We start from the raw sequence: 25178 nt of genomic DNA on the forward strand, positions 1-25178 counted from the left end.
GGATGAACGAGGAGGGTGGACGCGAGCTGGGACGGCGGGACCGGAAGAAGGCCGCCACGCGGGGAGCGCTGCTGCACACGGCCGCCCGCATGTTCGCGGAGCACGGCTACCAGAGCACGACGGTCAAGGACATCGCCGCGGCGGCCGGCGTGACGGAACGCACTTTCTTCCGCTACTTCCCTTCCAAGGAAGACCTCGTCTTCGCGGAGATCCAGGACCTCCTCCCCCTGCTGCGCCGGGAGATCCCGCGGCGCCCCGCCGACGAGACCCCGCTCACGGCGGTCCTCAACGGACTCCTGGCTGCCGCCGGGGAACTCGACGGCGGCCTCGCCATCCTCTTCGTCGGCGCCCCGCCCCGCGATCTGTCCACGGGCCCCGGCCGCACACGCGTGCTCTGGGACATCGAGGCCGCCATCGCCGATGCGCTCGCCGAGCGGCTACCGGACCACGGCGACCTGCGCACCCAGGTACTCGCCCGCATCTGCGTGGCCGCCATCCGCAGCGCCCTCATCGCCCACGCCGCCCAGCACACGAACGCCTCGGACCGTCGCTCCGCCGACCACTTCGTGATACTGCTGCGAGAGGCGTTCGAGACGGTTCGCGACGCGCGCTGAACGCCCGCGCCGCAACTGCCGCAATCCGGGCCCGGGTCGCCGCCGTGGTCGACGTCACCCTGGCGGCCGTCGACGTCGCCGCGACGGTGTTCGTGATGAACCACGGCGGCCGGTTCCACCGCAGGCAGCAACTGCGCCGGGTGACGATCTCGGCCAGTGCGGTGAGTGTCGCGGCTCCCGCGGGTATCGGGGAAGCTATGGCCAGCGACGCGAGGGCTTGCCGCCGCTGCCGTTCCGCCTCCTGCTCGGCCCAGCGGCGTCCACCGGCCAGCTCGACCAGACGAGCGGCTTCCTGGGCGGTTTCGTCATCGAGCGGGCCCGTTCCCGTCAGGTACAGCTCGGCGAGCCGCCCGGCTGCGGGTGTTTCCGTGTGCTGAAGCTTCCCCTTGAACGTGGACACCTGGACACTGGGACCTGAGGTTCCAGAGGAAGTAGCACCAGGTGGGAAGCAAGTACACGAAGCGGTACACCGAGGAGTTCAAGCGGGACGCGATCGCGCTCGTCGACTCCTCGGGCAAGACGGTCACCGCGGTGGCCCGGGAGCTCGGCATCAGCTCGGAGTCCCTGCGCGGCTGGTACCGCAAGGCCAAGGCCGACCGGGGCGGGGCCAGAGCGGCGAGCTGACCAGCGCCGAGCGCGAGGAACTGCGGCGGCTGCGACGGCCGACGGAGCGCCCTCGGCGCGAGTCCGCCGAAGGCCGTCGGCCGACTGCGGCCGGCCGTCAGCCGTCACTCCGCGAGAGTCTCGCGAGCGGGTGGGCCGATGGCGGAGCCGAGCACTGCGTTGTTGGGCAGCAGCACTTGGCCGTCCTCCGTGCGCAGTTGGACGAACAGCAAGGTCATGTCGGTCACCTCGCCCTCGATACGGCCGCCGAGAGGTCCGGACTGAATGCTGATCCGCTCACCGATCGTGAAGGGGTGCGAGACCAGCAGCACAAGACCGGCGCAGATGTTGCCGAGGACCGGCTGGGCGGCGATCCCGAGGATCACTCCGGTCAACGCGCCGCCCAGCAGGAGCTTCTCCCACGGCACCCGTACCAGGCTGAGCGCGCCGAGGATGACCAGCGCGTAACCAAAAAGCAGACAGATGACCCGCAGGGCCGCGGAGCGGCTGTCGCTGATCCGCCCCGCCAGAAGCTTCACCAGATCGTCCGTGGCCCCACGCACCGCGAAGAGCGCGGCCACCAGGAAGACACCCGCGCTGATACCGGCGACCACCCGGGACGTCACCGACTCGTGGCTGTGCGCACTGCCCAGCAGCCCGCCGAAGTTGAGCGACACGACAAGCCCGCCGACGGCGAGAGACGTGGTGACCACGGCCCGCCGGGTGCGAATCACCCCCCGCCACTGCAGGCCGTGCCCGAGTACCACGCCACCTGCGCGTACGTGGTTGCCTTCCATCTCCGCCCCCTTGTGATGAGCCTGTCGCGGGGCACAGTACTTCACACCCTGTACGACCACTGGGAGCCGGTATCCCCTCGCACACTCGGGCAGGCACACCTCATCCAGAAGGGGCGGCGAAGCGCGGCGGGGCCGCGACGTCGATGAGACTCCGATGCCGTGACCACACGAGCCGCAGCGAGATCATCTCAGCTCTTGGTGCGGTGCGCCGCGGCCACGACTGTGCGCGGAGAAAGACATCGACTCACTCTTTGCTGGAGGCGCGGCATCCCTGAATCCTCATAGATCTGAGGTTCCCCCGCTGTGCGGGAGTTGCTGACTAGCTGGTCAGGGCGGGTTGACGTGGTTTCAGGTTCACTTGTTCGGCAGTTGCCTGGTCGGCGTAGTGTTTCTCCTCGAACTCGATCGGGCTGAGGTAGCCGAGGCGTTTCTGGATGCGGCGGGGGTTATAGAAGCCGTCGATGTACTCGAAGAGCGCGAGGTTGGCTTCGGCCCTGGTGGCGAAGACCCCGCCACGGATGCACTCGGTCTTGATCACCATCCACAGGTTTTCCGCGAGGGCGTTGTCGAACGAGTCGCCGACCGTGCCCATGGACGCCTGGATCCCGGCTCTGACCAGGCGTGTTGTGAGCTTCACGGAGGTGTATTGGGTGCCGTGGTCCGCGTGGTGAATGAGTTCACCGGGCGTGACTTCGCGGCTGGCCAGGGCGTACTCCAGCGAGGTCAGGACGAGGTCGGCGTCCGCATGGGTGGAGGTTTCCCAGGCCACGACCCGGCGGGAGAACGCGTCGCGGATCGCGGACAGCCACAGCGGCCCCTCCAAAGTCGCGATCATGGTCAGGTCGGTAACCCACAACCGGTTCGGCACGTTCGCGGTGAAGTCGCGTTGCACCAGGTCAGGAGCGAGATCGGCATCCGGGTCTCGTCGGGTGAAGCCCTTGCCCCGGCGGGGACTGATCCCGGCCAGGCCAGCCTGGCGCATGAGCCGTTCGACGCGCTTGCGGCCGACGTGGACGCCCTCACGTTTGAGGACGGCATGCACGCGGGGGGAGCCGTAGATTCCGCCGGACTCGTCGTGGACCTGCCGGATCATGCCCGTCAGCTCGGCGTCCCGGCGGCGGTGTTCACACGGCTCCTCCTCAGCCTGCCGCCAGCGGTAGTAGGTAGAAGAGGGGATGTTCAGTTCCCGGAGTACGGGCTCGACCCCCAGATGCGGGTGCTCGTCGACGAGCGCCGTCACCTGGGCCGGGTCGGGTCGAGCTGGGCCGCGAAAAAAGCGGAGGCCGTCCGCAGGACCTCGTTCGCCCGCTTGAGCTGGGCATTCTCCTTCCGCAGAGTCGCCAGCTCCTCCCGCTCGGCAGTGGTGAGCATGTCGCTGCGTTCGCCGGCGTCGGCCTCGGCCTGCCGGATCCAGTTGCGCAGGGCCTCGTGGTGCACGCCGAGCTCCTCGGCCATGCGGCGGATCACGGGCTTCGGCTCTGAAGCGCGGTACATCCGCACCGCACGCTCACGCAACTCCAACGGGTATTTCCTCGGGGCAGGCATCGTCAGATCTCCTCTCGCGAGATCTATCTGACCTGCTGTCACCCCTCCTCGCATCTCGGGGGAAGCTCAATCCTCCACCGGACAGCCTTCAGTTGACCTGGGTCTTCCCCATGCCGGAGCAGTCCGCGGCCGTCAGGTGTGGGAGAAGCCGGATTCGGCCGTGTGGGCCGGAGGGGTGGTGGTGAGCCGGTCGACCGCGTCGCCGATGGCGGCCAGGAGGGATTCTGCGAGATCGCGTCCGAAGCCCTCGCGGACCACGATGCGCAGTACGGCGGTGTCCTCGGCGTTCGGCGGCATGGTGTAGGCGGGCACCTGCCAGCCGTGGCGGCGCAGTTCGTCGGAGACGTGGAAGACCGTGAACCTGCTCGGGTCGGTGAGCTTGAACGAGACGACGGGGATATCGGTGCCGTCGCTGATCACGTCGAAGACGCCGAGCTTCGCGATGCCGTCGGCGAGATAGTGGGCCGTGTTCCGCAGCTCGGTCATGATCTTGGTGTAGCCCTCTCGTCCCAGGCGTACGAAGTTGTAGTACTGCCCGATGACCTGGTTCCCGGGGCGGGAGAAGTTGAGGGTGAAGGTGGGCATATCGCCGCCCAGGTAGTTGACGTGGAAGATCAGGTCCTCGGGCAGGTCCTCGGACGAGCGCCACACGACGAAGCCTATGCCGGGATAGGTGAGGCCGTATTTGTGGCCGGAGACGTTGATCGACTTCACCTGTGGGAGACGGAAGTCCCATTCGAGGTCGGGGTGGAGGAACGGGGCGACGAAACCGCCCGAGGCGGCGTCGACGTGGATCGCGATGTCGGTGCCGTGCTCGGCGTTGTAGGCCACGACCTTGTCGTGGATGGCCTTGATGGGCTCGAACTCGCCGGTGTGCGTGGTGCCCAGGATGGGCACGACACCGATGGTGTTCTCGTCCACATACGACATGGTCTCGTCGGGGTCGACGGTGAACCGGTCCTGGGCCACGGGCACGTAGCGGGGCTCGACGTCCCAGTAGCGGCAGAACTTCTCCCACACCACCTGAACGTTGGAGCCCATCACCAGGTTCGGGCGGTCCGAGAGGAGTCCGGCCGCCTGGCGGCGCTGACGCCACTTCCACTTCATGGCGAGACCGCCGAGCATGACCGCCTCGGAGGAACCGAGGGTGGAGACGCCGACCGCGTCGCCCTCCACAGGTGCGTGGAAGAGGCTCGCGACGATGTTGACACAGCGGCGTTCGATCTCCGCGGTCTGCGGATACTCGTCCTTGTCGATCATGTTCTTGTCGAACGTCTCGGCCATCAGCTTCTCGGCTTCTGGGTCCATCCACGTCGTCACGAACGTCGCCATGTTCAGCCGTGAGCTGCCATCCAGCAGCAGTTCGTCGTGGATCATCCGGTAGACCGCCTGGGGCGCCGTCTCCTGGTCGGGCATCCTGTTCTTCGGAACTCGCGTGCAATCCAGACGGCCGGTGTAAGCCGGGTCTATCAGCGATTCGCTGCTGTCGTGTCGGTGTACCATGATCACTCCCACGCTGGCTCCCTACCGCGGCCCAGCATGCCAGCCGCGCCTGAAGGCTCTGAGACCGGGTACGGCGAGCGGCTCGGAGTGCTGTCTGCCACCACCGACGCGCCTGTGGCGGCCCGGCTCGCACTCTCACAGGACGCTGACCGCTCGGCGCCGACCGAGCGGACGAGTTGCAGGATCTCGACCTCATCGCACGCTACTCAGCGGAGCATCGCCACTCCGGCCTGCGACTGGCCGTCGACACGTCAATGCGGCTCCGCATCGAGCTACGCGTTCCCCTCTCCAGCCAGTCGGTGGGAGTGAGGCGTGGCTGACCAGGCAGGCGTGGTCGCAGATCGAAACGGTGGAGCCCGGATCTATTGAGACGACCTGCCCCGTACGTCCTCCCGGAACCAAACCATCTGTGAGATTTCCGGCCGTCGGGCGTCTCACCTGATCTGGTCGCCGCAGGCCACAGCACTACGAGACGACCAGATCCTTTGAGACGGGACAGTCGGTTAACTGCTGCACGAGCAGCAGGTCGACCCGCTCGGCCTCCCGCCCGCACCAGCGCCCCCGCCGACGCGCGTGATCATCGACCGCATCACCCCGCCCGCGTCCTGGCCGTGCGCGGTATGCGGGCCGTCGTGGCGCGACCGCCCGCGTCCTCGACACGGAGAACGGGCCTCGCTGGCTCGACCTGTGCTGGGACCACAGCATGAACGTGCCACAGCCATGGCCGGGCATGCCGACGACAATGGAAGGGATCGCCGCCGACCTGCGCGCCGCCGCCGAAGCTGTGGGCGCCCCGCTGACGATCCTCACCGACAACGACTTCCGGGACGACAGCCATGGATCAGCCGGACCGCTTCCACCTCATGGATGAGCCGGAACGCTTCCACTTGATCCTCACCGTCGACGATCAGCCGCTCATGCATGCCTGGTGGGAGGACGAAGCGATCGCGCGGAAGAAGTTCACGAGCTGGAAGCACGAGTACAGCAGCCTGCCCGGCGCGCACATCGTCCTCCTGGACAGGGAGGAGGGGGAGCCGCTCGCGAGTTGGCCGGCCGAGGCGTAGCCACCTGCCATGCTGGGGCCACACGAAGAAGGGGATCGGCAGGGGCGAGGCTCGTTGGACCGCGCCCCAGTCCGGCTGGTACCGCATCGACTCCAGTCTCCCGGAACCCAAACACCTCGGCGCCGAGAGACCTGAGGTCGAGGCCATCACATACGCCGGACCGCCCAGGGCAGCAGGAACCAGAGGCCAGCGAAGAGCGCTGTGGTCACGGTTGTGATGACGGTGGCTGCCGTAGCGCCGAGGACAACGTCCATCAGCAGCAGCACGGCGCCGTTCAGCGCCAGCGCCAGCAGCACCAGGCCGACTTGCGCATGCCGGGCAGACAGGGCGACGATGCGCGGCTTCACGCCGCGGTGGAACAGCCCGCGGTGCAAGGCGACCGGCGTAGCGAGAACAGCGGAGGTGACGACGGTCAGCAGCAGCGTGACCACGTCGGTATCGCGCTGGAAGGTCTCGAGCTGCGGGAAGCGGCTGGTGAACGCCATCCCCAGGAGGAAGGCGAAGAGGATCTGCACGCCAGTCTGGACGACGCGCAGTTCCTGGAGAAGCTCGGCAAGGTTGCGGTCGGCGCGCTCCTCGGGCGTTTCGTAGCGCGGTGCCCGCGGTTGCGGTTCTGGCTGTGTTGGCATGGTGCTCACTGCCCGCTCGGCTTAAGGATCACGCCAGAACCGGCGGGGCGCTCAGCGCTTCCACACCTCCGGGCCGCCGCCGTGCCACTCGATCAGCGGATGCTCCATCACATCCACCTCGTCCACGCCCTCCAGGCCGGCACGCTGAAGGAACACGAGCACCAGGAGGTACCGGTCGAACAGGTGGTGGAGGCGGTCCAGCCGCGCCGCGATCCGGCCCCCCCACCGCTGTTCCAGGCGCTCTTCGTGGTGCAGAACACCTCGACCGAGTCACTGCGGCCCGCCACGCCGGCAGTGGCAGCCCCGCGGGCGCGGACGACCAGCAGATCCATGTCGACCTCACGCGGGTCTCCGCCCAGGTCGAGAAGATCGCCTTCCCGGTCTCCCTCTACGAGGGGGCTTCCCGCGGCCAGACCTTCGGGCAGGTGCACCGGGCACACATCCGCGTCGTCGACCGGGACAGCGGCACTGAACTGGTCCGCTACGGCCTCGCGGCCGGCGGCCTGTCGAGCGAGACCGCGTTGGTCTTCGGCGAGCTGTATCGGCACGGCGCGGAGTGGAAGTTCCGCGCAGTCGGCCAGGGCTACACCTCCGGTCTCGCCGGCATCGCCACCGACTACGGGGTGGACGTCCTGCGCGAGACGGCCCCTGCCGATCCGGTCCCGGTCACCCCGCCGCCGGTGCCGCCGACGTCCACGGCACCGCCGCCGACCGTTGTCTCCTCACGCGCCCCGGCGCTCGCAGGATCCCCGCAATCCTCAGGGAGTTCTTCCGTGACGTGCTTCTTCGACCCCAATCACGGCCCGGCATGACGACCGTGACCTGGTCCCCGCAGTGGGGCGTGCCCCGGCCGGTGCAGGCGTGCGGCGGCTGCGCCCAGCGGTTGCAGACCACGGCGCCGCCGTTCTACGCGCCCCCGCAGCAGGGGTATCCGCAGGCGACGGCACCGCAGGGTTATCCGTAGCAGGGGTACGGACAGCCGTACCAGGACCACCACGACCACCAGCAGCAGGGCGGCGGCCACCGGTTCGGTGCAGGCGCGCTCATCGGTGCCGGTGCGGCGGGTCTCATCGGCGGCGCGCTGCTGAACGAGGCGTTCGACGACGACGAGCCGGACGTGGTGGTCAACAACTACTACGAGGACTGATCCACTGCCCTCTCGGTGCCGGAATGCCCGGCATCCGGCCGCCTACACTGAGTGGGCACACGGGTGTCGGCTGTGTAGAGGGCTGGACGGGAGAGGACTGTGACGGAGAACGCCAGTGGTTTCGAGGATCCGTCCGCCGAGGTTCTCGCCCAGGCGGCCGCGGCCTTTGGACTGCTCGCCTCGGCAGCCCGGCTGCATCTGATGTGGGTGTTGTCGCAGGGCGAGAGTGACGTCACGCATCTCGCCGACCGGGTCGGCGGAGCACTGCCCGCCGTCAGCCAGCATCTGGCCAAGCTGAAGCTGGCCGGGCTCGTGAACTCCCGCCGGGAGGGCCGGCGGCAGGTGTACTACGTCGGTGACCCGGAGGTCGTCACCGTGGTGCGGGTGATGGTCGGGCAGCTGACGACACGTTCGCAGCATGCCCTCGCGCCGGTGCGTGAGCTGCGCGGGATCGGTGGCTGAGACCACCGCGGCCCCGGGACGGGACGCCGAGCCGCCTGGCCCGTCGGCCGTATGCGCCCCCGGAGGAGGGGCTTCGCCGGATCTGTCTGCGCCGACCGTTTTGGAGACCTTGCGGCGGCTGGACAGCGGGCCGCGCGGGCTGACCGAGGCACAGGCCGAGGAACGGCTGGCCCGGCTGGGGGAGAACACTGGGCCCGCCTGGCGCGCGGCCTCCTGGCCACGGCTGTTCCTGAGAAGCCTGCGCGACCCGTTCACCGCGGTGCTGGCCTGCCTCGGACTGGTCTCGGCAGCCGTCCTCGCCTGGAGCACCGCATCGGTAATCCTGCTGCTCGTCGTGGTGAGCTGCGTCCTGCGGGCATCAGGGGAACACCAGGCCGACCACTCCACGGCCGCACTGCGCGAACTGGTCGCCACGACCGCGACTGTGCTCCGGCGTCCCGACGAGGAGGCAGCCCCGGCGGCCCGCGAGGTACCCGTGGCCGAGCTGGCCCCCGGCGATGTGATCCGGCTGGGGGCAGGCGACCTGGTGCCGGCGGACGTACGCCTGCTGCGGGCGAGCGGCCTGACCGTGCACCAGGCGGCGCTGACCGGGGAATCCGCACCCGTCGCCAAATCCGCCGACGACCTGCCTCGCGCGGCCGGCGGCGGGCTGTTTGCGCAGCCGCAGCTCTGCTTCCAGGGCACCAGTGTGGCCTCCGGCAGTGCCACCGCGGTCATCACCGCGACCGGCGCGCACACCCGGTTCGCCGCGGCGCACGTGCGCAGGACCGGCCGGCCGGAGGCGAGCGCCTTCGACCGTTCCGTCCACGGCATCTCCTGGATCCTGATCCGGTTCATGCTGCTCACCCCGCCCCTGGTGCTGATGGCGAACGCGGCGCTGCGCGACCGCGGCTTGGAGACGCTGCCGTTCGCCGTGGCGGTGGCGGTCGGTCTGACTCCGGAGATGCTGCCGGTCCTCGTGACCCTCTGCCTCGCCCGTGGGGCCTCGCTGCTGGCCCGCACGCACGGTGTGATCGTCAAGCGGCTGCCGGCCCTGCACGACGTCGGCGCCGTCGACGTGTTGTGCCTGGACAAGACAGGCACCCTCACCCAGGACCGGCCCGTCGCCGACCGCGCCCTCGGCCCGGACGGCCGGGAGGATCCCGAGGTCCTGCACTGGGCCGCCGTCAACGCCTGGTGGACCCTCCAGCTCGCCGACCTGCCCGAACCCGACGCCCTCGACGAGGCGATCCTGGACGCCGTCGACGAAGACGAGCTCACGGCGTACGACGGAGTCGCGGCCGTGCCCTTCGCCCCGGACCACCGCCTCGCCCTGGCGGTCGTGCGCACCCCCGGCCGTCTCGGCATGCACACCCTGGTCGTCAAGGGAGACGTCGAGGCCGTACTCGACCGCTGCACCCTCCCGGACGACGAGCGGGAACGGCTGCGCGCCCTCGCCGCACGGCAGGCCGACGGCGGGGTGCGCGTCCTGGCGGTCGCCACCGGGGAACGCTCCTCCCGCTGGCGCGACTACACGCTGACCGATGCACGCGGACTGACCTTCCAGGGCCTGATCACCCTGCGGGACGAACTCGCGCCCACCGCCGCCGACGCCCTGAAGGTCCTCACCGACCGGGGTGTCACCGTCAAGATCCTCACGGGCGACCATCCGGGAACGGCGGTCCGCGCCTGCCTCGATCTGGGCATCGTCGTGACCGATGACGCCGTGCTCACCGCTGACGCCATCGACCGCCTCACGGACGCCGAACTCGCCGCGGCCGCCGCCCGTACGACCGTCTTCGCGCGCTGCACCCCGGAACACAAGGTCCGGATCATTGAGGCCCTGCGCACCGCCGGACACACCGTCGGCTTCCTCGGCGACGGGGTCAACGACCTCCCCGCACTGCACACCGCCGACGTCGGCATCGCCCCCCGCAATGCCTCCGACGTCGCCCGGGAAGCCGCGGACGTGGTGCTCGCCGAGAAGGACCTCACCGCGATCGCGCACGCCGTCGCCGCGGGCCGGCACGCAGGCGGCAACATCGTCACCTACCTGCGCACCACGCTCTCGTCCAACCTCGGCAACGTCCTCGCCATGCTCTCCGCCGGTCTGCTGCTGCCCTTCCTGCCGATGCTCCCGGCACAGGTCCTGCTGCAGAACCTGTGCTTCGACGCCGCCCAGCTCACTTTCGCCCACAACCGTCCCGACACCGCCTCCCTGCGCCGGCCGACCGTGCTGGACCCACGGGACCTGCTGCGCTTCATCACCGGCTTCGGGACGCTCAACGCCGTCGCAGACCTCGCCACTTTCGGTGTTCTCGCGCTCGTGGTGCACGGGCCGGAGAGGGGGTTGGACGAGGCGGTGTTCCACTCCGGCTGGTTCACGGAGAACCTGATCACCCAGGCCCTGGTCATGGTGCTGCTGCGCTCGGGCCGCCGTACGGCCCCATTCCGCAGGCCGGGACCGGTCGCCTGGGCCGCGCTGGCGCTGGCCGTCATCGGCCTGGCGCTTCCCCCCTCACCGCTGGGCTCGATGCTCGGCCTGACCGCCCTGCCGGCCGTGTATTACCTGCTGCTCACCGCTGTCCTGATCCTCTACGCCGCAGGTCTGCTGGTGGCCAGGGCGCGCTTCGAGCGCGATGGCGGCGGCGGTTCTGCTCCGGTGGGCCGACCCGGTCGATCGCCGGTGCCCGGCGCCGGTTCACGCCTGTCTTAGGCTCCCTGCTGTACAAGGCTGTCGACCGAAGGCGGGGAACGAGGAAGGCGCGCTATGACAGAGTCCGGGGCCTCGAAACGCCGACGGTGGCTGCTCGTGCTGGTCTTCGCCCTGGTCGTGTACATCATCGTGCGCGCGGCCGACACCCCGCAGGGCGAGCCGCCCCAGGGGAAGACGTCCGTCTCCCCATCGAGCCCGTCGGCCGGCTCCCCTGCTTCCTCCCTGTCGCCGGCGACCTCGTCGTACGACCCCGCCGACTACGCCGCCCAGGCCCGTGCCCGTGCCCGTCAAGCCGGTGTGAGCGCACAGCTGGTGATGGCGATCCTCTACAACGAGGCGTACAAGCCGCATGACCCGTCCTTCGAGCGGGCCTGGCAGAAGTACAAGCCGGACGCGGCCTTCGGCATCGCCAACATGCACCGCGCCACCTTCGACGCGGTCAAGAACGGCCGGGACTTCGCAGGCCGCCGCTGGGATCAACTGCCGGACGACCGTGACCTCGCCGTCGAAGCCGAAGCCTGGTATCTGCACGACCTGTCGGCCCAGCTGCCGGCCCACTGGACCGCCCCCTACAAGAGGAACGACCTGCTGGCCCTCGGATACAACACCGGCACGGGCAACATGCTCGCCTTCGCCCGCGGTGCGACCCCGGACAGCCAGGCCCGCTCGTACCTGGACCGGCTGCATGCGAACTGGGCCGAGGCAGGAAAGGCTGTGGAGGCATCCTGAGGCGCCTGGCTTGCGGAGTTGCGCAATGATCGAAGTTCCGTGGGTGCCGCCTCCGGTATCGGGGGAAGGAAGGGCGTGCATGCCGCGCGGGGAGTACCGGCGAGTGCGTGAGGCGAACCTGCGGCTGGGCGTTGCCGTGGCCGAGGTCGAGGGACTCTATTCGGCGTTACTGAGGGCCAGTTCTTCCGAACGCCGCCGAAGGCTGCAGACGGAACTGGCGCGGGCTGCCGGCCGTCTCGCCGATCTGGCGGCTTCACCGCCGCAGGCACGGTCCGCGGCCGTTGGTGTGCGGCGGTCACGGTGGGGACGCAGACGGGCACTGGCCGAGCGCGGTGCCGCGTGGATCACGAGTGGGACCGGGGCGGACCGGTGGCCCGCGCCCTGGGCACGCACCAGCACCCGGACTTCCTTTTCCCTCAGATGCAGCAGGAGGGCATCGCCCCCGACGACTGGCAACCGCAGTACATGGACTACCTCTATGTGGCCCTCACCAACGCCACGGCTTTCAGCCCCACCGACACCATGCCGCTGTCCCGCTGGGCGAAACTGCTGATGTCCACCCAGTCCACGATCTCGCTGCTGACCCTGGCGCTGGTCATCGCGCGCGGTCGGGGTCCTGCAGTGACCCTGGCAGATTGAGCCACGGCACATGCCATCAGGCGCTCGTCTGGCATTACTCGCCGTCCGGCATGGTTCCTTCGCGGTTGTCGAGCAGGTGGGTCAGACCCAGTCGGTCGAATGTGTTGCGGGCCTGGGCGCTTGCGTGGGTGACGATCACCTTGGTGCCGTGTTGTTGGGCGGCACGCAGCACGGGGAGGAACGCCTTGCCGCCCTCTCTGTCAAGGAAGGTGACCCGTTGGAGGTCGATCTCCAGAGTGCGGGGAGTCGGGCGGAGGGTATTGCGCAGGTTGTCGGCGACACGGTCGGCGTTCTTGGATGTGATCTCTCCAGAGAGTCGGACGACGGCGTGAGCCGGGTCCTGGACGACATGATGTGCGCGTCGCTTGCGTCGATGCAGCAGGCGCAGCACACGGTGGCGTGCGGCTTCTCGAAACCCGCGGATGTGCGGCTTGGGGGTGGGGGATTCCGGCATCGGGACTCCAGATCAACGGCAGTGGGAGGACCCCCAGTCCTTTAACAGTTGCGCAATCGGGGAACTAATAAACTCAATCCTTCGGTTGTACGTCGATGTGGTCGATCCGCAGAGGTTGTGGACGGTGACGCTGTGATGCGCGGGGGACAGATGCAGGGACCTGAATCTTCTGAGGCCGAGATCGACGCAACGTTCGGGCGCGTCTTGGACGAGGCCCTGAAGTCGCAGCAGGTCACGGAGGCGCTGGGACGCTCCGGCGCGGTTCTCAACCGTGAGCAGCTGCGTACTCGGGCGCTCCAGGCGCGGGCCGAGATCGCCGGCGCCGCAGCCATCGAGTACCGGACGTTCCTCCAAGTCAGGGCAGCGGCGGCTGCGACGAGTGGGCAGCAGGATGCGAGCGGTGCCCACGGGGCCGAGGCCCAAGGCAGTGGCGGGCTGCTTCCGGTGCTGGCGGTGCTCGTGCCCAGTCTGGCGGCCGTTTCGGCGGCTGTCTTCCTCGTGATCGGGTACGGCCTGCGGGTGTTCGGAGGGCGCCCCTACATCAGCGGCGGACTGATCACTGCCGGGCTGATCGCCGCCGCTGTGACCGCAGGCGGGCTGATCGGGGACTTCATCTACGTGCTCGTGGCGGCGGCACGCAATCGATCGGACGGTCAGAGGGGTGCGCTGGACGGTACAGCGCCGGAGCTGACAAGGGCGCGGAAAGAGTGGGAACTGGCTCTGCTTGAGCGTGGTGTCGTGCCGTTCCTGCTGGGGCGCCTGGAGGAAGCAGGCGGCGCGGAACGGGGAAGTCGCCAGGCTCGCTGATCCGAGCCGCCATCTCTGACAGACCGACTGACAGTGGTCTACGTGCCGCTCTGAACCCGCAGGATGATCCGGTCCGTGTCGTACAGGACCCATCGCGGAGTCGCCACGCCTGACAGCCGCAGTCGGCAGGCGGTGACGCCTTCGGGGCTCGTCCACCATCCGGTGACGGATCCCGGCCACGGCCACCCGGCCTCGTCGTACACCTCGACCGGCTGATACGCGTCCCGCGCCTCGTCATGCGGCGGCAGTGGACATCCTCGCGCCAGTTCCTCGAGCACGCCTTCCGCAGTAGTCGTCTCCCGCACGGCCCCGGTCCTCCCCATCGCCTCAATAGACGGTTCCATCATTGCGCAAGCGATGATGTGTTCGCTAAGAGTGGCGAGATGAACACTTGTGGCGATAAGTGGTTTCAGGCGTCGGAGTCGGGCTGGCTGCGGGCAGCGGCGTATGCCTGGGCGGGGGTCATGCTGACGCCGTTGAGGGAGACGGTCCTGTAGGGACTGACCTGGGCGCAGCTCTTGGACTGGTCGGCCGTCTGGGCGTGGGCGTTGGAGACCGCGGCGTGGGTGTCGGCGGGGGCGGGGGAGGAAGTGCCTGCACTGCCGCTGTTGCTGGGGTAGCTGGTGCCACTCGGCCAGTCGCTGCCGATGACCAGCGACAAGCCGCTGCCGCTGCCCTGCTTGAGGTGCGAGGAGGGCAGGCCCAGGGCACTGGCCACCGCCTGGGCTTCCGGCTTCTGCCCGGTGCCGTAGGTGAGGGTGGTGGTGGCCGCGGTGGCAGGGGCGTTGGCCGTGGTGGTGCCCTGGCTGAAGCCCTTGTCCGTCAGGGCGCCGGCCAGCTCGGAGGCACGGCCGCCGACGGTGGTGCCGTTCTCGATGGTCACGGCGATCTGGGAGGGGTCGACGGCCTGGGCGGTGGCGGAGGCCGCTGGGGACTTCTTGCCCGAACCGGTCGTCAGTGACTGGTCGTTGGCGATGCTCGCGAACAGCGACTTCGCTCCCGCACCCGGGAGGACCCGGTCCTTGTTGTTCGGATCGGGGGCGGTCTGCATGGTGGCGAACGTGATCCGCTTGGAGGGAACCTTGTCCAGGTCGGAGGCCAGCCCCACCAGCTTGCTGACGCTGCCCAGGCCGTCATCGACGGTGAGGGCCTTGGCCGCGGCATCGGCGAGGTCGTAGACCTTCGTGGGGTCGGTGAGGGTGCCGGCACTCTTGAACTTGCGGATCATCGCGCCGAGGAACAGGTGCTGGGAGACGGTACGGCCGAGGTCGCTGCCGTCGCCGAAGCCGTGCCGGGAGCGGACGAACTCCAGGGCCGCGACGCCCTTGAGGGTGTGGTCGCCCTTGGACAGTTTCAGGTGCGAGTAGGTGTCGTAGACGTTGTCGCTGACGCACACGTCGACGCCGCCGACCGCGTCGGACATGCTGACCACGCCGGAGAAGTCGAGCTTGATGAAGTGGTCGATGGGGATGCCTGTGAGCTGGTGGATGGTGGCCACCTGGCAGGCCGGGCCGTATGAGAGAGCGCTGTTGATCTGGCCGTAGTAGCCGGACGTGGACTGCTTCGACGTGGGGTCGGTGCAGGCCGGGACGTTGGTCATGGTGTCGCGGGGGATGCTCATCACGGTGGCGTTGGAGCGGTCGGCGGCTATGTGGACGACCATCTCCACGTCCGCGTTGCCGTTGCCGGTCTGCACGCCGGTCTTCGCGCAGCCGCCGCCGAGCTGGCAGTCGGCGGCGCTGGTGCGGCCGTCCGATCCCATCACCAGGATGTTGATCGGCGTGCGGCCGAAGGCGTCCGCCTTTTCGCTGCCGCCCTTGCCGTCGAGCGCGATGCTGTTGATGTTGCCGTTCAGGTGCTCGTAGAACCACCAGCCGGCGCCGGCCGTCACCAGGACCAGGACGGCCAGGCATGTCCCGGCGATCCGCAGCACCCGCCTGCCCCGGCGCGTCGGCCGGACGCGGCGGCGTGTGTTTCCACGGCCGGAGGACCGGGACGCGGCCCGTGCCGCCGCCCGGCCGCCGGGCGGGCGCCCGTCTGCGGGCTCGTCGGTGCGCTGGCCGGGTACCTGGGCGGTGCGGCGGCGTGTGGCGCGACCGGTGGAGCCGTCCCGCAGGTCACTCATGTCACACTCCCAGGAACGGTCGGGACCAGCATTCCCCGGGGGTGTGCGGCCAGCGGTCTGCGGCCGGTCCGTCGGATGAAGTGGGGCTGCACCTCGATTGCATGGTTGCGCAATCTAGCAAACGTCCGCGCCGCTCCTCACCCGGCCGGTCCCGGTTCACAGGTGCCGGATCCGTTGTGTGCCCGCGCGGTCACGTCGCGTGTCGCAACGCCAGGCTCGGCACCCTTCCGGGTTCGGTCTCTGGGGACAACGTGCTACGTGGCGTCGAAGGTTCCGCCTCACTCATGCCCTGCGGGTGAGATCCGCCTCGGAAACCTGGTCGTCACTGGGGCCCGCACCCACTCATCCGTACGAGAGGTCGGAGCAGGGGGAGTCGTCCGCGGAGCGGGCGTTCGAGGTCACCGGCGTGTGCGGGGGTGAGGCCGGCTGGGCGGAGGCGGCGTAGGTCTGCCCCAGGACCACGGTGATGCCTCCTCCGGTGAGAGCTTGCAGCTGGGCGCCGGGGAAGAGCTGGGCGACCTGCTCTGCTCATATCGCCCCGAAGTTCTATATTTGCGCAATATGGCAACCAATAGGGGCGGTGAGGCGCTTCGGCTCCGTGCATATCTAGAGCACGGCGAATTCCGCCGGCTCACCGCGCCTTCCGGCGTGCGGTCGCGTTCGGTCCGGGTGTCCGATGGCGCCCCCACCGAGTGGGCGCGCGGGTCTCGTCCGCTGCCGCCGGGAGGGCCGGCGGCAGATCACCACATCGATGACCCCCGCCGTCGACCTCGTCATCCAGCTGATGGCCGGCCAGCTCGTCGGACCATCCCAGCCTGGAAGAAGGCGGTGAGACGCCGATTCCTGATGTGGCCTGCATTTTGCCCGCGTGTAGTAGCTTCTGCCTGCCAGAGTCGCTGTGACCGGTGCCTGCGGCTCCGGCCTCGCGTGCATGTCGAGTCAAAGGCCAGTCAATGTCCGTTCTGACCTATCCCGAAGCCGTGGGCGTCGGCCTGCTGCAGGGCGTCACCGAGCTGTTCCCCGTCTCCAGCCTGGGGCACAGCATCCTGATACCAGCTCTCCTGGGCGGGCACTGGAAGCACGATCTGGACGTCTCCGCCGACGGGTCCCTCTACCTCAATGAGCTTGTCGGTCTCCATCTGGCCACGGCGCTCGCGCTGGTCGTCTACTTCTGGCGCGACTGGGTCCGCGTCATCCGGGGCCTCGCGACGTCCATCACGCAGCGCCGGATCGAGACTGTTGACCAGCGGCTCGCCTGGCTGATCGTCACCGCGTGTGTCCCGGTCGCGGTCGCCGGTGTCGCACTCGACAAGGTGTTCCGTACGACGCTCGGCAAGCCCGTCCCTACGGCGATCTTCCTGGCGCTCAACGGCATCGTCCTCTTTGTCACAGAGCAGCTGCGGCGCGGTGGGACCGGCCGCAGGCGGGCCGGGGCCGCAGTCGCCCCAGGCGAGGAGCATCTGTCGGAGGAGGAGCAGTCGGATCTGCGGATCACCCGGATGACCATCCGCCAGGCCGTGACGATCGGCGCCGCCCAGATCCTCGCCCTCTTCCCCGGCATCAGCCGCTCGGGCTCGACCATCAGCGCGGGCATTTTCAAGGGCCTGGGCCACGAGGACTCCGCGCGCTTCGCGTTCCTGCTCGCCACGCCGGTGATCGGCGGAGCCGCGCTGCTGAAGCTGCCGCCGCTGCTCGGTTCGCAGGGCGACGGCCTGCGCGGTCCGCTGCTGGCGGGAGGCGTGGCCGCGTTCGTGGCGGCTTACCTCGCCACGCGCTTCCTCGTCCGCTACTTCGAGAACCGCACCCTCATCCCGTTCGCCATCTACTGCTCGGTGGCCGGACTCGGCAGCCTCGCCTACTTCACGCTCGCGTAACCGCGTAACCGCCTCGTCAACCACCCGAACCGTACGTCAGGTTGGAGCACAGGTCGTCGTCCGCCGAGCGGGCGTCAGCCGTCACCGAGCTGGGCACGGCGGTCGGGGTCGTCGGGGCGGAAGAACCCGCTGCGGCGTAAGAGCTGCCCAGGACGACGTTGATGCTCGATCCGCCGATGAAATCGAGCCGGGCGCCGGGAAAGAGCCGGGCCACCGACTCGGCTTGTGACTTCAGGTAGGCGCCGTACTCGATGACGGTGGTGGAGTCGTCCTGGCTGCCCGACGTCGCGGTGCCGGTGACAGTGAAACCGTGCTCCGTGAGTGACGAGACGGCCTTGGACGTGAGGCTGCCGATGGTGGTGCCGTTGTAGACGGCGACGCTGATACCAGTGCCCGACACGTTCCCGGTGGCGCTGGGCGATGCGGATGCGTGGTCCTGGGCCTGCTTCCTTCCGTCGGCGTCCTTGCCGTCGATGGTGCGGTCCGCCTTGAGTGCCGCCCACAGATCGGAGGCATCCGGCTCGACGACGGCGACACGTTCGCCGGCGTACCGCCAGGGGAGGGTGACGAACTTCGTGTTGTGCAGGTCGATGTCCTTCAGCGACATGGCGAAGGAGAGCAGTTTGTTCGCCGTGCCCAGTCCGGGGTCAACCGTGAGTGACTTCGTGGCGGCGTCGGCCAGCGGCAGCAGGTTGGTGGGGGTGATCCCGTCGCTCTTGACCTTCTTGACGAGGCTGGAGAGGAAGGCTTGCTGCCGTTTGATCCGCCCTATGTCGGAGCCGTCACCGAGACCGTGCCGTATGCGGACGTAGTCCAGGGCCTGCTGTCCGGAGACCGTCTGCTCGCCCTTCTTGAACAGCAGGCTGCCCCGCGTGGCGCGGTTGGGGTCGAGGTCCTTCTCGTAGACGTCCTGCGGCAGGCAGACCTGCACCCCGCCGACCGCGCTGGTCAGTGCGGCGAAGCCCTTGAAGTCCACGACCACGGTGTGGTCGACACGCAGGCCGGTGAGCTGTTCGACGGTGTTCTGGGTGCAGGCCGGATCGCCCTTGTCCGTCTGCCCGACGGAGAACGCCGAGTTGAACATGGCGTCGGTCTGCGTCTTCGTCCAGTAGCCGTCCGGCAGTCTGCACGGCGGGATGGTCACCAGGGTGTCGCGCGGGATGGAGACGGCGAGGGCGTGCCGGTGGTCGGCGTAGATGTGCAGCAGGATCGCGGTATCGGAACGACCGATATCGTTCGTATCGCCGCCGCCGAGTGAGCTGTTGCCGTCGTTGCGCGCATCTGTTCCGATGACCAGTACGTTCTCGCTCCTGGACGGGCCGGCCGCGGGGCGGTGCCTGGACAAGCCGCCCGCGTCGAAGGTGTGGATGCTGCTGTTCAGCTTCAGGTAGATCCAGCCCAGGCCCACCGCGCCGATCACCACGACGACCAGCGCGATGAGCAGCATTATTCGCCACGGGCCGCGCTTGCGGCCCCGCGCTGTCCTGCCATCCCTGGTCGTGGTCATCCGGGCGCCCCCATCCGTCCGCTTCATACAAAGAGGACGACTGGCTCTACCCAATGGTTGTACAGTTGCGCAACGTGGCAATTATGACAGAGGGTATGCCGCGCTGCCCGGTCTGCGCCGCCGCCCGGAGAAGGAGCTGTTCGGCGAAGAGATGGGGGTCGGATGCTTGGTAACGGGCTGGAACCCTGGCAGCTGCTGATCGTGGCCATCGTCATCATCCTGGTGTTCGGTTCCAAGAAGCTGCCCGACATGAACCGAGGGCTGGGCAGGTCGATGCGCATCCTCAAGCCCGAGGCCAAGACCCCGGAGGGCGAGGGCGCCACGCGGTCCACCAGCGCTTCAATCGAGGATACGACGCCGCCCTCGACCAAGCCCGTCGACCGCGTCCTGAGGGCTGTTCCCAACGACACAAGCGCAGCGCGTCCGGCCACCGACAGGCGCAGAGCGCGCTGAGCCCCTCGTCGTCGGCTCGTCAGGTGCTGATCGCACGAGGACGTCACCCACAGCGGCTCGCTCAGCACCCAGAAGCCGCGCCACGCGGCCCATACGGGCTGCTGGACGGAACGGCTGCTTCGCAGTCGCCGCTCAGGTGGCGTCAGGATCGAACGCCGTGCACGTGTCCGGTCCGGTCGCTGCCTCCTTCGACAAGGGCGTCCGGCCCCCGGCCGTCGGCGCCGTGTTCTCTTCGGCCCTCGCCGCACCGCGCACCGCGTCGGCGACGTCCGACAGCTCCGCCCTCGGGTCCAGCGCGCCACGGATCTCGTCGATCCCAAGGCCCTCGCCATCGAGAACATGCTTGCGGATGAACGTCTTGGGATGCAGATCCTCGAACTCGAAGTCCTTGAACTGCGGCCCCAGTTCAGAGCGGACCTCCTGCTTGGCGCTTTCGGAGAACTCCCGCACCTTACGCACGAACCCGACCACGTTCTGGATGATCTCCGGCAGCTTGTCCGGGCCGAAGAGCAGTACCACCAGGACCCCCAGCGTCAGGAGATCCAAGGCGCTGATGTTGGGGAACATCCGATGCCCTCGCCTTCGCCTCGCCCGGCCCGCCCCATGCGGCACCCGCGCCGGAAATACTTTAGGCGTTGCGCAACTATAGGAACTATGGCAGGGCACCCTTCGTTGCATCTGGTGACCGTAAGGACAGTCCAGAACTGAGAGGACGAGTCGTGGGTATTTCCCTGGCCAAGGGCGGCAACGTGTCGCTGAGCAAGGAAGCGCCGGGCCTCACCGCGGTGGAGATCGGTCTGGGGTGGGACGTCCGTACCACCACGGGCGCGGACTACGACCTGGACGCCTCCGCGCTGCTGCTGAACGCGTCCGGCAAGGTGGCCACCGACCAGCACTTCATCTTCTACAACAACCTCCGCAGCCCCGACGGCTCGGTCGAACACACTGGCGACAACCTCACCGGTGAGGGCGAGGGCGACGACGAGGTGATCAAGGTCAACCTCGCCGCCGCGCCCGCCGACGTGGACAGGATCGTCTTCCCGGTCTCCATCCACGAGGCAGACGCACGCGGGCAGAGCTTCGGCCAGGTGGGCAACGCCTACATCAGGGTGGTCAACCAGGCGGGCGGCCAGGAGATCGCCCGCTACGACCTGTCCGAGGACGCCTCCACTGAAACCGCGATGGTCTTCGGCGAGCTGTACCGGTACGGCGGGGAATGGAAGTTCCGGGCGGTCGGCCAGGGCTACGCCTCGGGCCTGCGCGGGATCGCGTCCGACTTCGGGGTCAACGTCTGAGAAGAAGGAGTCGCCAGGGATGCACTGACCAGCGCAGCCCTGGTGGCCGCCCTCGGGCAAACCCCTCGACGCTGCGGCCGATCGCTGCGACTCCGGTCGGTCCGCCGGCCCGCTCGTCCTGTGGCGGACCAGGCACGCGGTTCCCCACAGGACGACAGCCGCACGGATACCAACGAGCGTCCGGGCGGCGGCGGCCGATCTCGTGGCGAGATCGACGGCGCAGCCTGCCACCCGACAGCGACCATCAAAGCACCGGTCAGGTGAAACCGCGGCTGTCGGAAGAGCACGGCAAGCGGCAGAAAGTGCAGGCCGACGACGAGGGCGATCAGGCCCGGGATGAGCCTGGGAACGCTGCTCATCACAGCGATGGCAGTCATCACACTGATGACTATCCACTGCAACACATTGATCCCGGCGAAGCGGCGGCGCACATCGTCGGGAAGCGGACCACCACACGGGCGACGCAGGCCACATCCCGTGCGCCAGCCACCCGCCGCGACGGCACCACACGCCAGAGCCGCCACCGGCAGCAGCGACCCGCCCAGAGCACTCGCGCCCGCAAGCCACCACGCCAGGCCGAACACGGTCAGGAAGGCAAGGCCGGCCCGATCCATCGAAGGCTCCCCCGATTCTTATGGTCGGCGCACCACTCAAGCGGGAGCGCACCCATACCTCCCGCGGCAGTGCGAGGCTCCGGAGGTCGCTCGGTGGCTCCGATGTGTCTCGGACCCTTTCGCCAGCGCGGGGGAGGGCTCCCTCCCTGTCGACGACAGTGCCGGAGACAATGCGTGGCACGACCAGGTCCAGTACACCGATGCAGTCGCCCCGGTTCGTCACCGGCGCGACCATCCGGCACCCGCCCTCCCCGTAGTCCTCCTGGTGCAGGCGCTGGCTGCGCAGGACCCGGTCATAGAAGCTGCCCGCCAGCTCGACTCTCTCCGCCGCGCCGCGCGCCCGCGCCGCCGTACCGGCTCTGGGCAGGCGTACGGCTTCCTGCCCGATCAGGTCGACGATCAGGAACGACACCTCTGTCGCCGAGAACCGTTTCTCCAGGTTCCGGGCGACCACATCCACTGACTCCATCGGCGCGGCATCCTCCGCCGCCTGCAGCATCTCGTTCAAGTCCAGGCTCTTACTGGCCACCGAACCACCTCCCCGGTACACCCGCCCCGAGTTGCCCCAGCCCGCCTGCGAACGCGCCACCAGGGCCCCGGAACCGGATAACGCCCGCATGAGGGCATATGCGCTGTGACATTGGGAAACTCGGGGCTCGGATCCCTTGAGGACGCGCGGAGGGAGCAGGACATGAGCCAGGTCAGGACAGGTTCGTCGGATCTTCCGCAGCCGTTCCGGGCGGTCGGATCCGGGCTGCGCCGCCTGCCCGGAGCCGAGCAGGTGAGCAAGGTCGGCGACAGCGCGCTGGCGTGGATCGGAGCGATCTCTCCGCGCGGTCGGCGGATGGCGGTCTACACCGGAGCCGGGGTGCTCGGCGTCGCCGGGGTGGTGGAATGGCCCGTGGCTCTCGCCGGCGCGGCCGTGGCGTGGCTGACCCAGCCGGGCCACCGAGGAGGCACGCCGGGGGAGGCGGCCCAGGTCGGCAGGGCCGGAAACGCCGAGAACGACATGCAGGGCGGTAGTCGGCCCGCTGCGGCCGACGCCGACCTTGCCCTCACGGACTCCACCGACACCTTGTCGCGGCGCTACGGTGCCGGCGACAGGCTCGCGCCCTCCCACTTTCACCACGAGAGCCACCCGCACGAGCAACCCGCCAAGGTCGGCGACTCTGCCACGGCATCGGCGCTGAAGCAGGTCGCGCAAGCCTCGGCACACCGCCGAGAACCGGACTCGTCCAGCGGGCACTCGTCAGAAGACCAAGCCTTGTAGTTGGCCGTGGCGGACGCTGAGGGAACGCGTGTCAGTCGTGTGACGGCTGCTGGAAGGCGGCTGCGTCCAGGAAAGTGATGTACGGGTTCGACCTGATCCGGGGGCTTGCTCCGGCGTTGGGACGAGGCGAGCACAGGGACGGTACCCGTGGCGGACGAGGCGACCAGGACGACGACCGGGGACGGGGCGACGGCTCACGAGGCACCGACCTGTCTGGTTACCGGCGCGAGCGGCTACATCGGCGGTCGGCTCGTGCCCGAGCTGCTGAGCGCCGGGTACCGGGTACGCTGCCTGGCGCGCACGCCGGGCAAGCTGCGGGACCATCCGTGGGCCGGCCGGGCGCAGGTCGTCCAGGGCGACGTCCTCGACGCCGCATCGGTGGCACGGGCGCTGGACGGCGTGGACGTGGCCTACTACCTGGTGCACGCGCTCGGCACCGGCCGCGACTTCGAACAGACCGACCGCTAAGGGGCCCGCGTCTTCGGCGAGCAGGCCCGCCGGGCCGGAGTTCGCCGCCGCGTCTACCTCGGCGGGCTGACCCCCGAAAGGGTTGCCGAGTCGCATCTCTCCCCCCACCTGCGTTCCCGCGCCGAGGTGGGCCGCATCCTGCTCGACTCGGGTGTGCCGACCGCCGTCCTGCGCGCTGCCGTCATCATCGGTTCCGGCTCGGCCAGTTTCGAGATGCTGCGTTACCTCACCGAGCGGCTGCCGGCGATGGTCACCCCGCGCTGGGTGCACACCCGTATCCAGCCCATCGCTGTGCGGGACGTCCTGCGCGTCCTGGTGGGCTGCTCCCGTCTGCCCGCCAACGTCAGCCGTGCCTTCCTCCCGCCGCGAGGATCGGCGTGCTGCCTGGTGGCGCGTACCGACTCTTCAGCACCCCCCGCGAGTTGGCGCCGAAAGGGCTGCCGACTGTGCGGAGCAGGTCATGTGCGGGTTCCTCGTTCGCGAGACCGGCCGATGGTCGCTGGTCCCCTGCCCTTTGACAGGGGACCAGCTGTGCAGAGCGCAGAAGTGCAGGCGCTCGCGAACGCAACTGCCCGCCACCTACCTCAAGGGCATGGCGTCGCCGCAGGCATCGCCATGACCAACGCCCTGGCCAACATCTCAGATCATCGGCCTCTCTATCACCGGCGCACGCCGTACCACCACTGGCAGGTACACCGCCGGAACCGGCGTGATGGCCGTCTTCCTTGTCCTGTCCGCCGTTCGGCGCTCTTACCGTCCGTCGTGTCGCCGCCAGGAGCGCGCAGCCGGCAACCCGGGGCCCCGAGCAGAATCTGCCGGTGACCTCGTAACCGAGGGGCCGATTGCGGCCATGCACGGCAGCCGCAGTTCAGTTCCACCACCAGATTGCTCTGCACACGCCCAGCATCGATGGGGCGATGCCCAAGTCGTGCCTCCCGCATCAGACCTCGCTCGGTAAGAAGCGCCGTTGCCCGAGCGGTACAACCTCCGGTCGCGTCACCCCTTTGCGGCCGGCGTTCTGTGTGCACCGTCAAGTGACGGGGGGAGGAAAGGATCGCGGGGATTCTGTCAGAAATTGGGGATAAAGCCTGAAGTCGTATGGCTCACGCCGAGCTCTGTGCATGGAACTGCCCTTGCGCCACCAACACCGTATCGCCGGCCGTCGACTCGCCCCTCCTTCTTCTTCTTCGTGTCCACGCTGATCACCGGGTCGCCCCCGTCCAGGAATGTCTTCACCCTGTCGTTGATGTGCCGGAACTGGGCGTCCCGGTCCGGGTGGTGGCTGCCGGCCAGCACTCGGGTGTTGCCGCGCAGGCTGAACCCTGCCGCCTTCAGTAACGCGGCGACGGTGTCGCGGCCCACCTTCCGCCCCTGGGCGGGCAGTTCGTCCGCCAGCCGGCGCAGCGACTTCGTTGTCCACGTCAGCGGCCCTATCGGGTCGCCCCGTGTGGTGTCCTCGATCAGCGCCAGCAGGGCCGGAACCAGGCCCGGGTCCTTCTCCGACAGCGTCGGGCGGCCAGCCTCCGGCCGCCGCACCCGCCCGTCCGGCGCCTGGCCTGTATCGAGTTCGGCCAAGCCGCGGCTGACGCAGCCCTTCGAGGCGCCCGCGGCCCTCGCCACCGCAGCGATCCCACCGTGACCGAGTTGCCGGGTCTCCGCCGCGTACAGCATCCGGCGCTGCCGCTCGTCCAGGTACGGCGTCTCCGCCCCGAACTTCTCCTCCAACGAGCCGATCAACTCATCGAAGCGACCCATACCGCATCAACGAGTCCCATCACCGTAAGAAACCTACTATTTCATCGACGGGCCCCTGCACTCGCTGCGCGGTTCCTCGGCCCCGAGGGTTCGGGCCAGCTTGAATATCGTCGGTCGATCGAGATGGAG

Annotated in this window: 23 protein-coding genes and 3 pseudogenes; 15 read left to right on the top strand and 11 right to left on the bottom strand. The window is 68.8% G+C overall.

All coding sequences use genetic code 11. The annotated features are described in order from the left end of the window. The first annotated feature begins 2 nt into the window (after positions 1 to 2). On the top strand, positions 3 to 614 hold the full coding sequence (locus ACWC2T_RS34865; protein ID WP_450674339.1) for a TetR family transcriptional regulator: 612 nt from the start codon (positions 3 to 5) through the stop codon (positions 612 to 614). A 441-nt stretch (positions 615 to 1055) separates the two neighbouring features. Beyond that, the gene (locus ACWC2T_RS34870; protein WP_450674340.1) at positions 1056 to 1238 is read left to right on the top strand and encodes a transposase; all 183 of its coding nucleotides are present in this window, start codon (positions 1056 to 1058) and stop codon (positions 1236 to 1238) included. Positions 1239 to 1342: 104 nt separating this feature from the next. Here the strand turns inward: ACWC2T_RS34870 and ACWC2T_RS34875 are convergent, their stop codons facing one another. The 4 genes from ACWC2T_RS34875 to ACWC2T_RS34890 all read right to left on the bottom strand — a co-directional run bounded on the left by ACWC2T_RS34875 (position 1343) and on the right by ACWC2T_RS34890 (position 5062). Continuing rightward, positions 1343 to 2014: a mechanosensitive ion channel domain-containing protein gene (locus ACWC2T_RS34875; RefSeq protein WP_450674341.1), complete on the bottom strand. Its 672-nt coding sequence runs from the start codon at positions 2012 to 2014 to the stop codon at positions 1343 to 1345. A gap of 319 nt (positions 2015 to 2333) precedes the next feature. Next, on the bottom strand, positions 2334 to 3254 hold the full coding sequence (locus ACWC2T_RS34880) for an IS3 family transposase (protein ID WP_450674342.1): 921 nt from the start codon (positions 3252 to 3254) through the stop codon (positions 2334 to 2336). After that, positions 3251 to 3559: a transposase gene (locus ACWC2T_RS34885; RefSeq protein WP_450674343.1), complete on the bottom strand. Its 309-nt coding sequence runs from the start codon at positions 3557 to 3559 to the stop codon at positions 3251 to 3253. Before ACWC2T_RS34885 ends, ACWC2T_RS34880 begins: the two co-directional genes overlap by 4 nt. Positions 3560 to 3691: 132 nt before the next feature. Beyond that, positions 3692 to 5062, bottom strand: a complete 1371-nt coding sequence (locus ACWC2T_RS34890) for a glutamate decarboxylase (protein ID WP_450674344.1) — start codon at positions 5060 to 5062, stop codon at positions 3692 to 3694. 836 nt (positions 5063 to 5898) lie between these two features. Between ACWC2T_RS34890 and ACWC2T_RS34895 the strand changes: the two genes are divergently transcribed. Beyond that, positions 5899 to 6126 carry a hypothetical protein gene (locus ACWC2T_RS34895; protein WP_450674345.1) on the top strand — a complete coding sequence of 76 codons (228 nt, stop codon included), beginning with the start codon at positions 5899 to 5901 and terminating at the stop codon, positions 6124 to 6126. Positions 6127 to 6272: 146 nt separating this feature from the next. Here ACWC2T_RS34895 and ACWC2T_RS34900 read toward each other — a convergent pair whose 3' ends face one another. Further along, positions 6273 to 6755 (bottom strand): DUF6328 family protein, encoded by a 483-nt coding sequence (locus ACWC2T_RS34900; RefSeq protein WP_450674346.1) that lies wholly within the window; start codon positions 6753 to 6755, stop codon positions 6273 to 6275. A 314-nt stretch (positions 6756 to 7069) separates the two neighbouring features. Here ACWC2T_RS34900 and ACWC2T_RS34905 point away from each other — a divergent pair. From ACWC2T_RS34905 to ACWC2T_RS34930, 6 genes and pseudogenes are all read left to right on the top strand, one after another. After that, positions 7070 to 7387, top strand: a pseudogene (locus tag ACWC2T_RS34905) (TerD family protein); the annotation flags it as partial. A 176-nt stretch (positions 7388 to 7563) separates the two neighbouring features. Continuing rightward, the gene (locus ACWC2T_RS34910; protein ID WP_450674347.1) at positions 7564 to 7719 is read left to right on the top strand and encodes a hypothetical protein; all 156 of its coding nucleotides are present in this window, start codon (positions 7564 to 7566) and stop codon (positions 7717 to 7719) included. 282 nt (positions 7720 to 8001) lie between these two features. Continuing rightward, on the top strand, positions 8002 to 8364 hold the full coding sequence (locus ACWC2T_RS34915) for an ArsR/SmtB family transcription factor (protein ID WP_450674348.1): 363 nt from the start codon (positions 8002 to 8004) through the stop codon (positions 8362 to 8364). Further along, complete coding sequence (gene mgtA, locus ACWC2T_RS34920; RefSeq protein WP_450674349.1) at positions 8357 to 11059, top strand: magnesium-translocating P-type ATPase; 2703 nt, start codon at positions 8357 to 8359, stop codon at positions 11057 to 11059. Before ACWC2T_RS34915 ends, mgtA begins: the two co-directional genes overlap by 8 nt. A 54-nt stretch (positions 11060 to 11113) precedes the next feature. After that, positions 11114 to 11788 carry a lytic transglycosylase domain-containing protein gene (locus ACWC2T_RS34925; protein WP_450674350.1) on the top strand — a complete coding sequence of 225 codons (675 nt, stop codon included), beginning with the start codon at positions 11114 to 11116 and terminating at the stop codon, positions 11786 to 11788. A 339-nt stretch (positions 11789 to 12127) separates the two neighbouring features. Next, positions 12128 to 12427 (top strand): hypothetical protein, encoded by a 300-nt coding sequence (locus tag ACWC2T_RS34930; protein ID WP_450674351.1) that lies wholly within the window; start codon positions 12128 to 12130, stop codon positions 12425 to 12427. 34 nt (positions 12428 to 12461) lie between these two features. Here ACWC2T_RS34930 and ACWC2T_RS34935 read toward each other — a convergent pair whose 3' ends face one another. Continuing rightward, positions 12462 to 12881 (bottom strand): STAS domain-containing protein, encoded by a 420-nt coding sequence (locus ACWC2T_RS34935; protein ID WP_450674352.1) that lies wholly within the window; start codon positions 12879 to 12881, stop codon positions 12462 to 12464. 204 nt (positions 12882 to 13085) lie between these two features. Between ACWC2T_RS34935 and ACWC2T_RS34940 the strand changes: the two genes are divergently transcribed. Further along, positions 13086 to 13688, top strand: a complete 603-nt coding sequence (locus ACWC2T_RS34940) for a hypothetical protein (protein WP_450674353.1) — start codon at positions 13086 to 13088, stop codon at positions 13686 to 13688. A gap of 38 nt (positions 13689 to 13726) precedes the next feature. Here ACWC2T_RS34940 and ACWC2T_RS34945 read toward each other — a convergent pair whose 3' ends face one another. Then, positions 13727 to 13993 carry a hypothetical protein gene (locus ACWC2T_RS34945; protein ID WP_450674354.1) on the bottom strand — a complete coding sequence of 89 codons (267 nt, stop codon included), beginning with the start codon at positions 13991 to 13993 and terminating at the stop codon, positions 13727 to 13729. 104 nt (positions 13994 to 14097) lie between these two features. Then, complete coding sequence (locus ACWC2T_RS34950) at positions 14098 to 15813, bottom strand: LCP family protein (protein ID WP_450674355.1); 1716 nt, start codon at positions 15811 to 15813, stop codon at positions 14098 to 14100. Positions 15814 to 16766: 953 nt separating this feature from the next. Here ACWC2T_RS34950 and ACWC2T_RS34955 point away from each other — a divergent pair. Further along, complete coding sequence (locus ACWC2T_RS34955) at positions 16767 to 17687, top strand: undecaprenyl-diphosphate phosphatase (RefSeq protein ID WP_450674356.1); 921 nt, start codon at positions 16767 to 16769, stop codon at positions 17685 to 17687. Positions 17688 to 17703: 16 nt separating this feature from the next. Here the strand turns inward: ACWC2T_RS34955 and ACWC2T_RS34960 are convergent, their stop codons facing one another. Continuing rightward, positions 17704 to 19194, bottom strand: a complete 1491-nt coding sequence (locus ACWC2T_RS34960) for an LCP family glycopolymer transferase (RefSeq protein ID WP_450674357.1) — start codon at positions 19192 to 19194, stop codon at positions 17704 to 17706. A gap of 162 nt (positions 19195 to 19356) precedes the next feature. On the opposite strand from ACWC2T_RS34960, the gene tatA reads away from it, so the two are divergent. Next, positions 19357 to 19647 carry a Sec-independent protein translocase subunit TatA gene (gene tatA, locus ACWC2T_RS34965; RefSeq protein ID WP_450674358.1) on the top strand — a complete coding sequence of 97 codons (291 nt, stop codon included), beginning with the start codon at positions 19357 to 19359 and terminating at the stop codon, positions 19645 to 19647. Between the two features lie 132 nt (positions 19648 to 19779). Here tatA and ACWC2T_RS34970 read toward each other — a convergent pair whose 3' ends face one another. Beyond that, positions 19780 to 20214 carry a sec-independent translocase gene (locus ACWC2T_RS34970; protein ID WP_450674359.1) on the bottom strand — a complete coding sequence of 145 codons (435 nt, stop codon included), beginning with the start codon at positions 20212 to 20214 and terminating at the stop codon, positions 19780 to 19782. Between the two features lie 152 nt (positions 20215 to 20366). Here ACWC2T_RS34970 and ACWC2T_RS34975 point away from each other — a divergent pair, with 152 nt between their 5' ends. The 3 genes and pseudogenes from ACWC2T_RS34975 to ACWC2T_RS34985 all read left to right on the top strand — a co-directional run. Beyond that, positions 20367 to 20942 (top strand): TerD family protein, encoded by a 576-nt coding sequence (locus ACWC2T_RS34975; protein WP_450674360.1) that lies wholly within the window; start codon positions 20367 to 20369, stop codon positions 20940 to 20942. Positions 20943 to 22247: 1305 nt separating this feature from the next. Continuing rightward, entirely contained in the window at positions 22248 to 22826 is a 579-nt protein-coding gene (locus tag ACWC2T_RS34980; protein ID WP_450674361.1) for a hypothetical protein, read from the top strand. 213 nt (positions 22827 to 23039) lie between these two features. Continuing rightward, a pseudogene (locus tag ACWC2T_RS34985) lies at positions 23040 to 23651 on the top strand (NAD(P)H-binding protein); the annotation flags it as partial. 819 nt (positions 23652 to 24470) lie between these two features. Here ACWC2T_RS34985 and ACWC2T_RS34990 read toward each other — a convergent pair. After that, a pseudogene (locus ACWC2T_RS34990) lies at positions 24471 to 25049 on the bottom strand (ISAzo13-like element transposase-related protein); the annotation flags it as partial. Positions 25050 to 25178: the final 129 nt, after the last annotated feature.

This window comes from Streptomyces sp. NPDC001393 (genome assembly GCF_053597455.1).

What these genes read in the sequence shown, in the direction of transcription:
- ACWC2T_RS34865 (WP_450674339.1), top strand. Translation starts at nt 3, where the DNA reads ATGAACGAGGAGGGTGGACGCGAGCTGGGACGGCGGGACCGGAAGAAG.
- ACWC2T_RS34875 (WP_450674341.1), bottom strand. Translation starts at nt 2,014, where the DNA reads ATGGAAGGCAACCACGTACGCGCAGGTGGCGTGGTACTCGGGCACGGC.
- ACWC2T_RS34885 (WP_450674343.1), bottom strand. Translation starts at nt 3,559, where the DNA reads ATGCCTGCCCCGAGGAAATACCCGTTGGAGTTGCGTGAGCGTGCGGTG.
- ACWC2T_RS34890 (WP_450674344.1), bottom strand. Translation starts at nt 5,062, where the DNA reads ATGGTACACCGACACGACAGCAGCGAATCGCTGATAGACCCGGCTTAC.
- ACWC2T_RS34895 (WP_450674345.1), top strand. Translation starts at nt 5,899, where the DNA reads ATGGATCAGCCGGACCGCTTCCACCTCATGGATGAGCCGGAACGCTTC.
- ACWC2T_RS34900 (WP_450674346.1), bottom strand. Translation starts at nt 6,755, where the DNA reads ATGCCAACACAGCCAGAACCGCAACCGCGGGCACCGCGCTACGAAACG.
- ACWC2T_RS34910 (WP_450674347.1), top strand. Translation starts at nt 7,564, where the DNA reads ATGACGACCGTGACCTGGTCCCCGCAGTGGGGCGTGCCCCGGCCGGTG.
- ACWC2T_RS34925 (WP_450674350.1), top strand. Translation starts at nt 11,114, where the DNA reads ATGACAGAGTCCGGGGCCTCGAAACGCCGACGGTGGCTGCTCGTGCTG.
- ACWC2T_RS34935 (WP_450674352.1), bottom strand. Translation starts at nt 12,881, where the DNA reads ATGCCGGAATCCCCCACCCCCAAGCCGCACATCCGCGGGTTTCGAGAA.
- ACWC2T_RS34950 (WP_450674355.1), bottom strand. Translation starts at nt 15,813, where the DNA reads ATGAGTGACCTGCGGGACGGCTCCACCGGTCGCGCCACACGCCGCCGC.
- ACWC2T_RS34955 (WP_450674356.1), top strand. Translation starts at nt 16,767, where the DNA reads ATGTCCGTTCTGACCTATCCCGAAGCCGTGGGCGTCGGCCTGCTGCAG.
- ACWC2T_RS34960 (WP_450674357.1), bottom strand. Translation starts at nt 19,194, where the DNA reads ATGACCACGACCAGGGATGGCAGGACAGCGCGGGGCCGCAAGCGCGGC.
- tatA (WP_450674358.1), top strand. Translation starts at nt 19,357, where the DNA reads ATGCTTGGTAACGGGCTGGAACCCTGGCAGCTGCTGATCGTGGCCATC.
- ACWC2T_RS34970 (WP_450674359.1), bottom strand. Translation starts at nt 20,214, where the DNA reads ATGTTCCCCAACATCAGCGCCTTGGATCTCCTGACGCTGGGGGTCCTG.
- ACWC2T_RS34980 (WP_450674361.1), top strand. Translation starts at nt 22,248, where the DNA reads ATGAGCCAGGTCAGGACAGGTTCGTCGGATCTTCCGCAGCCGTTCCGG.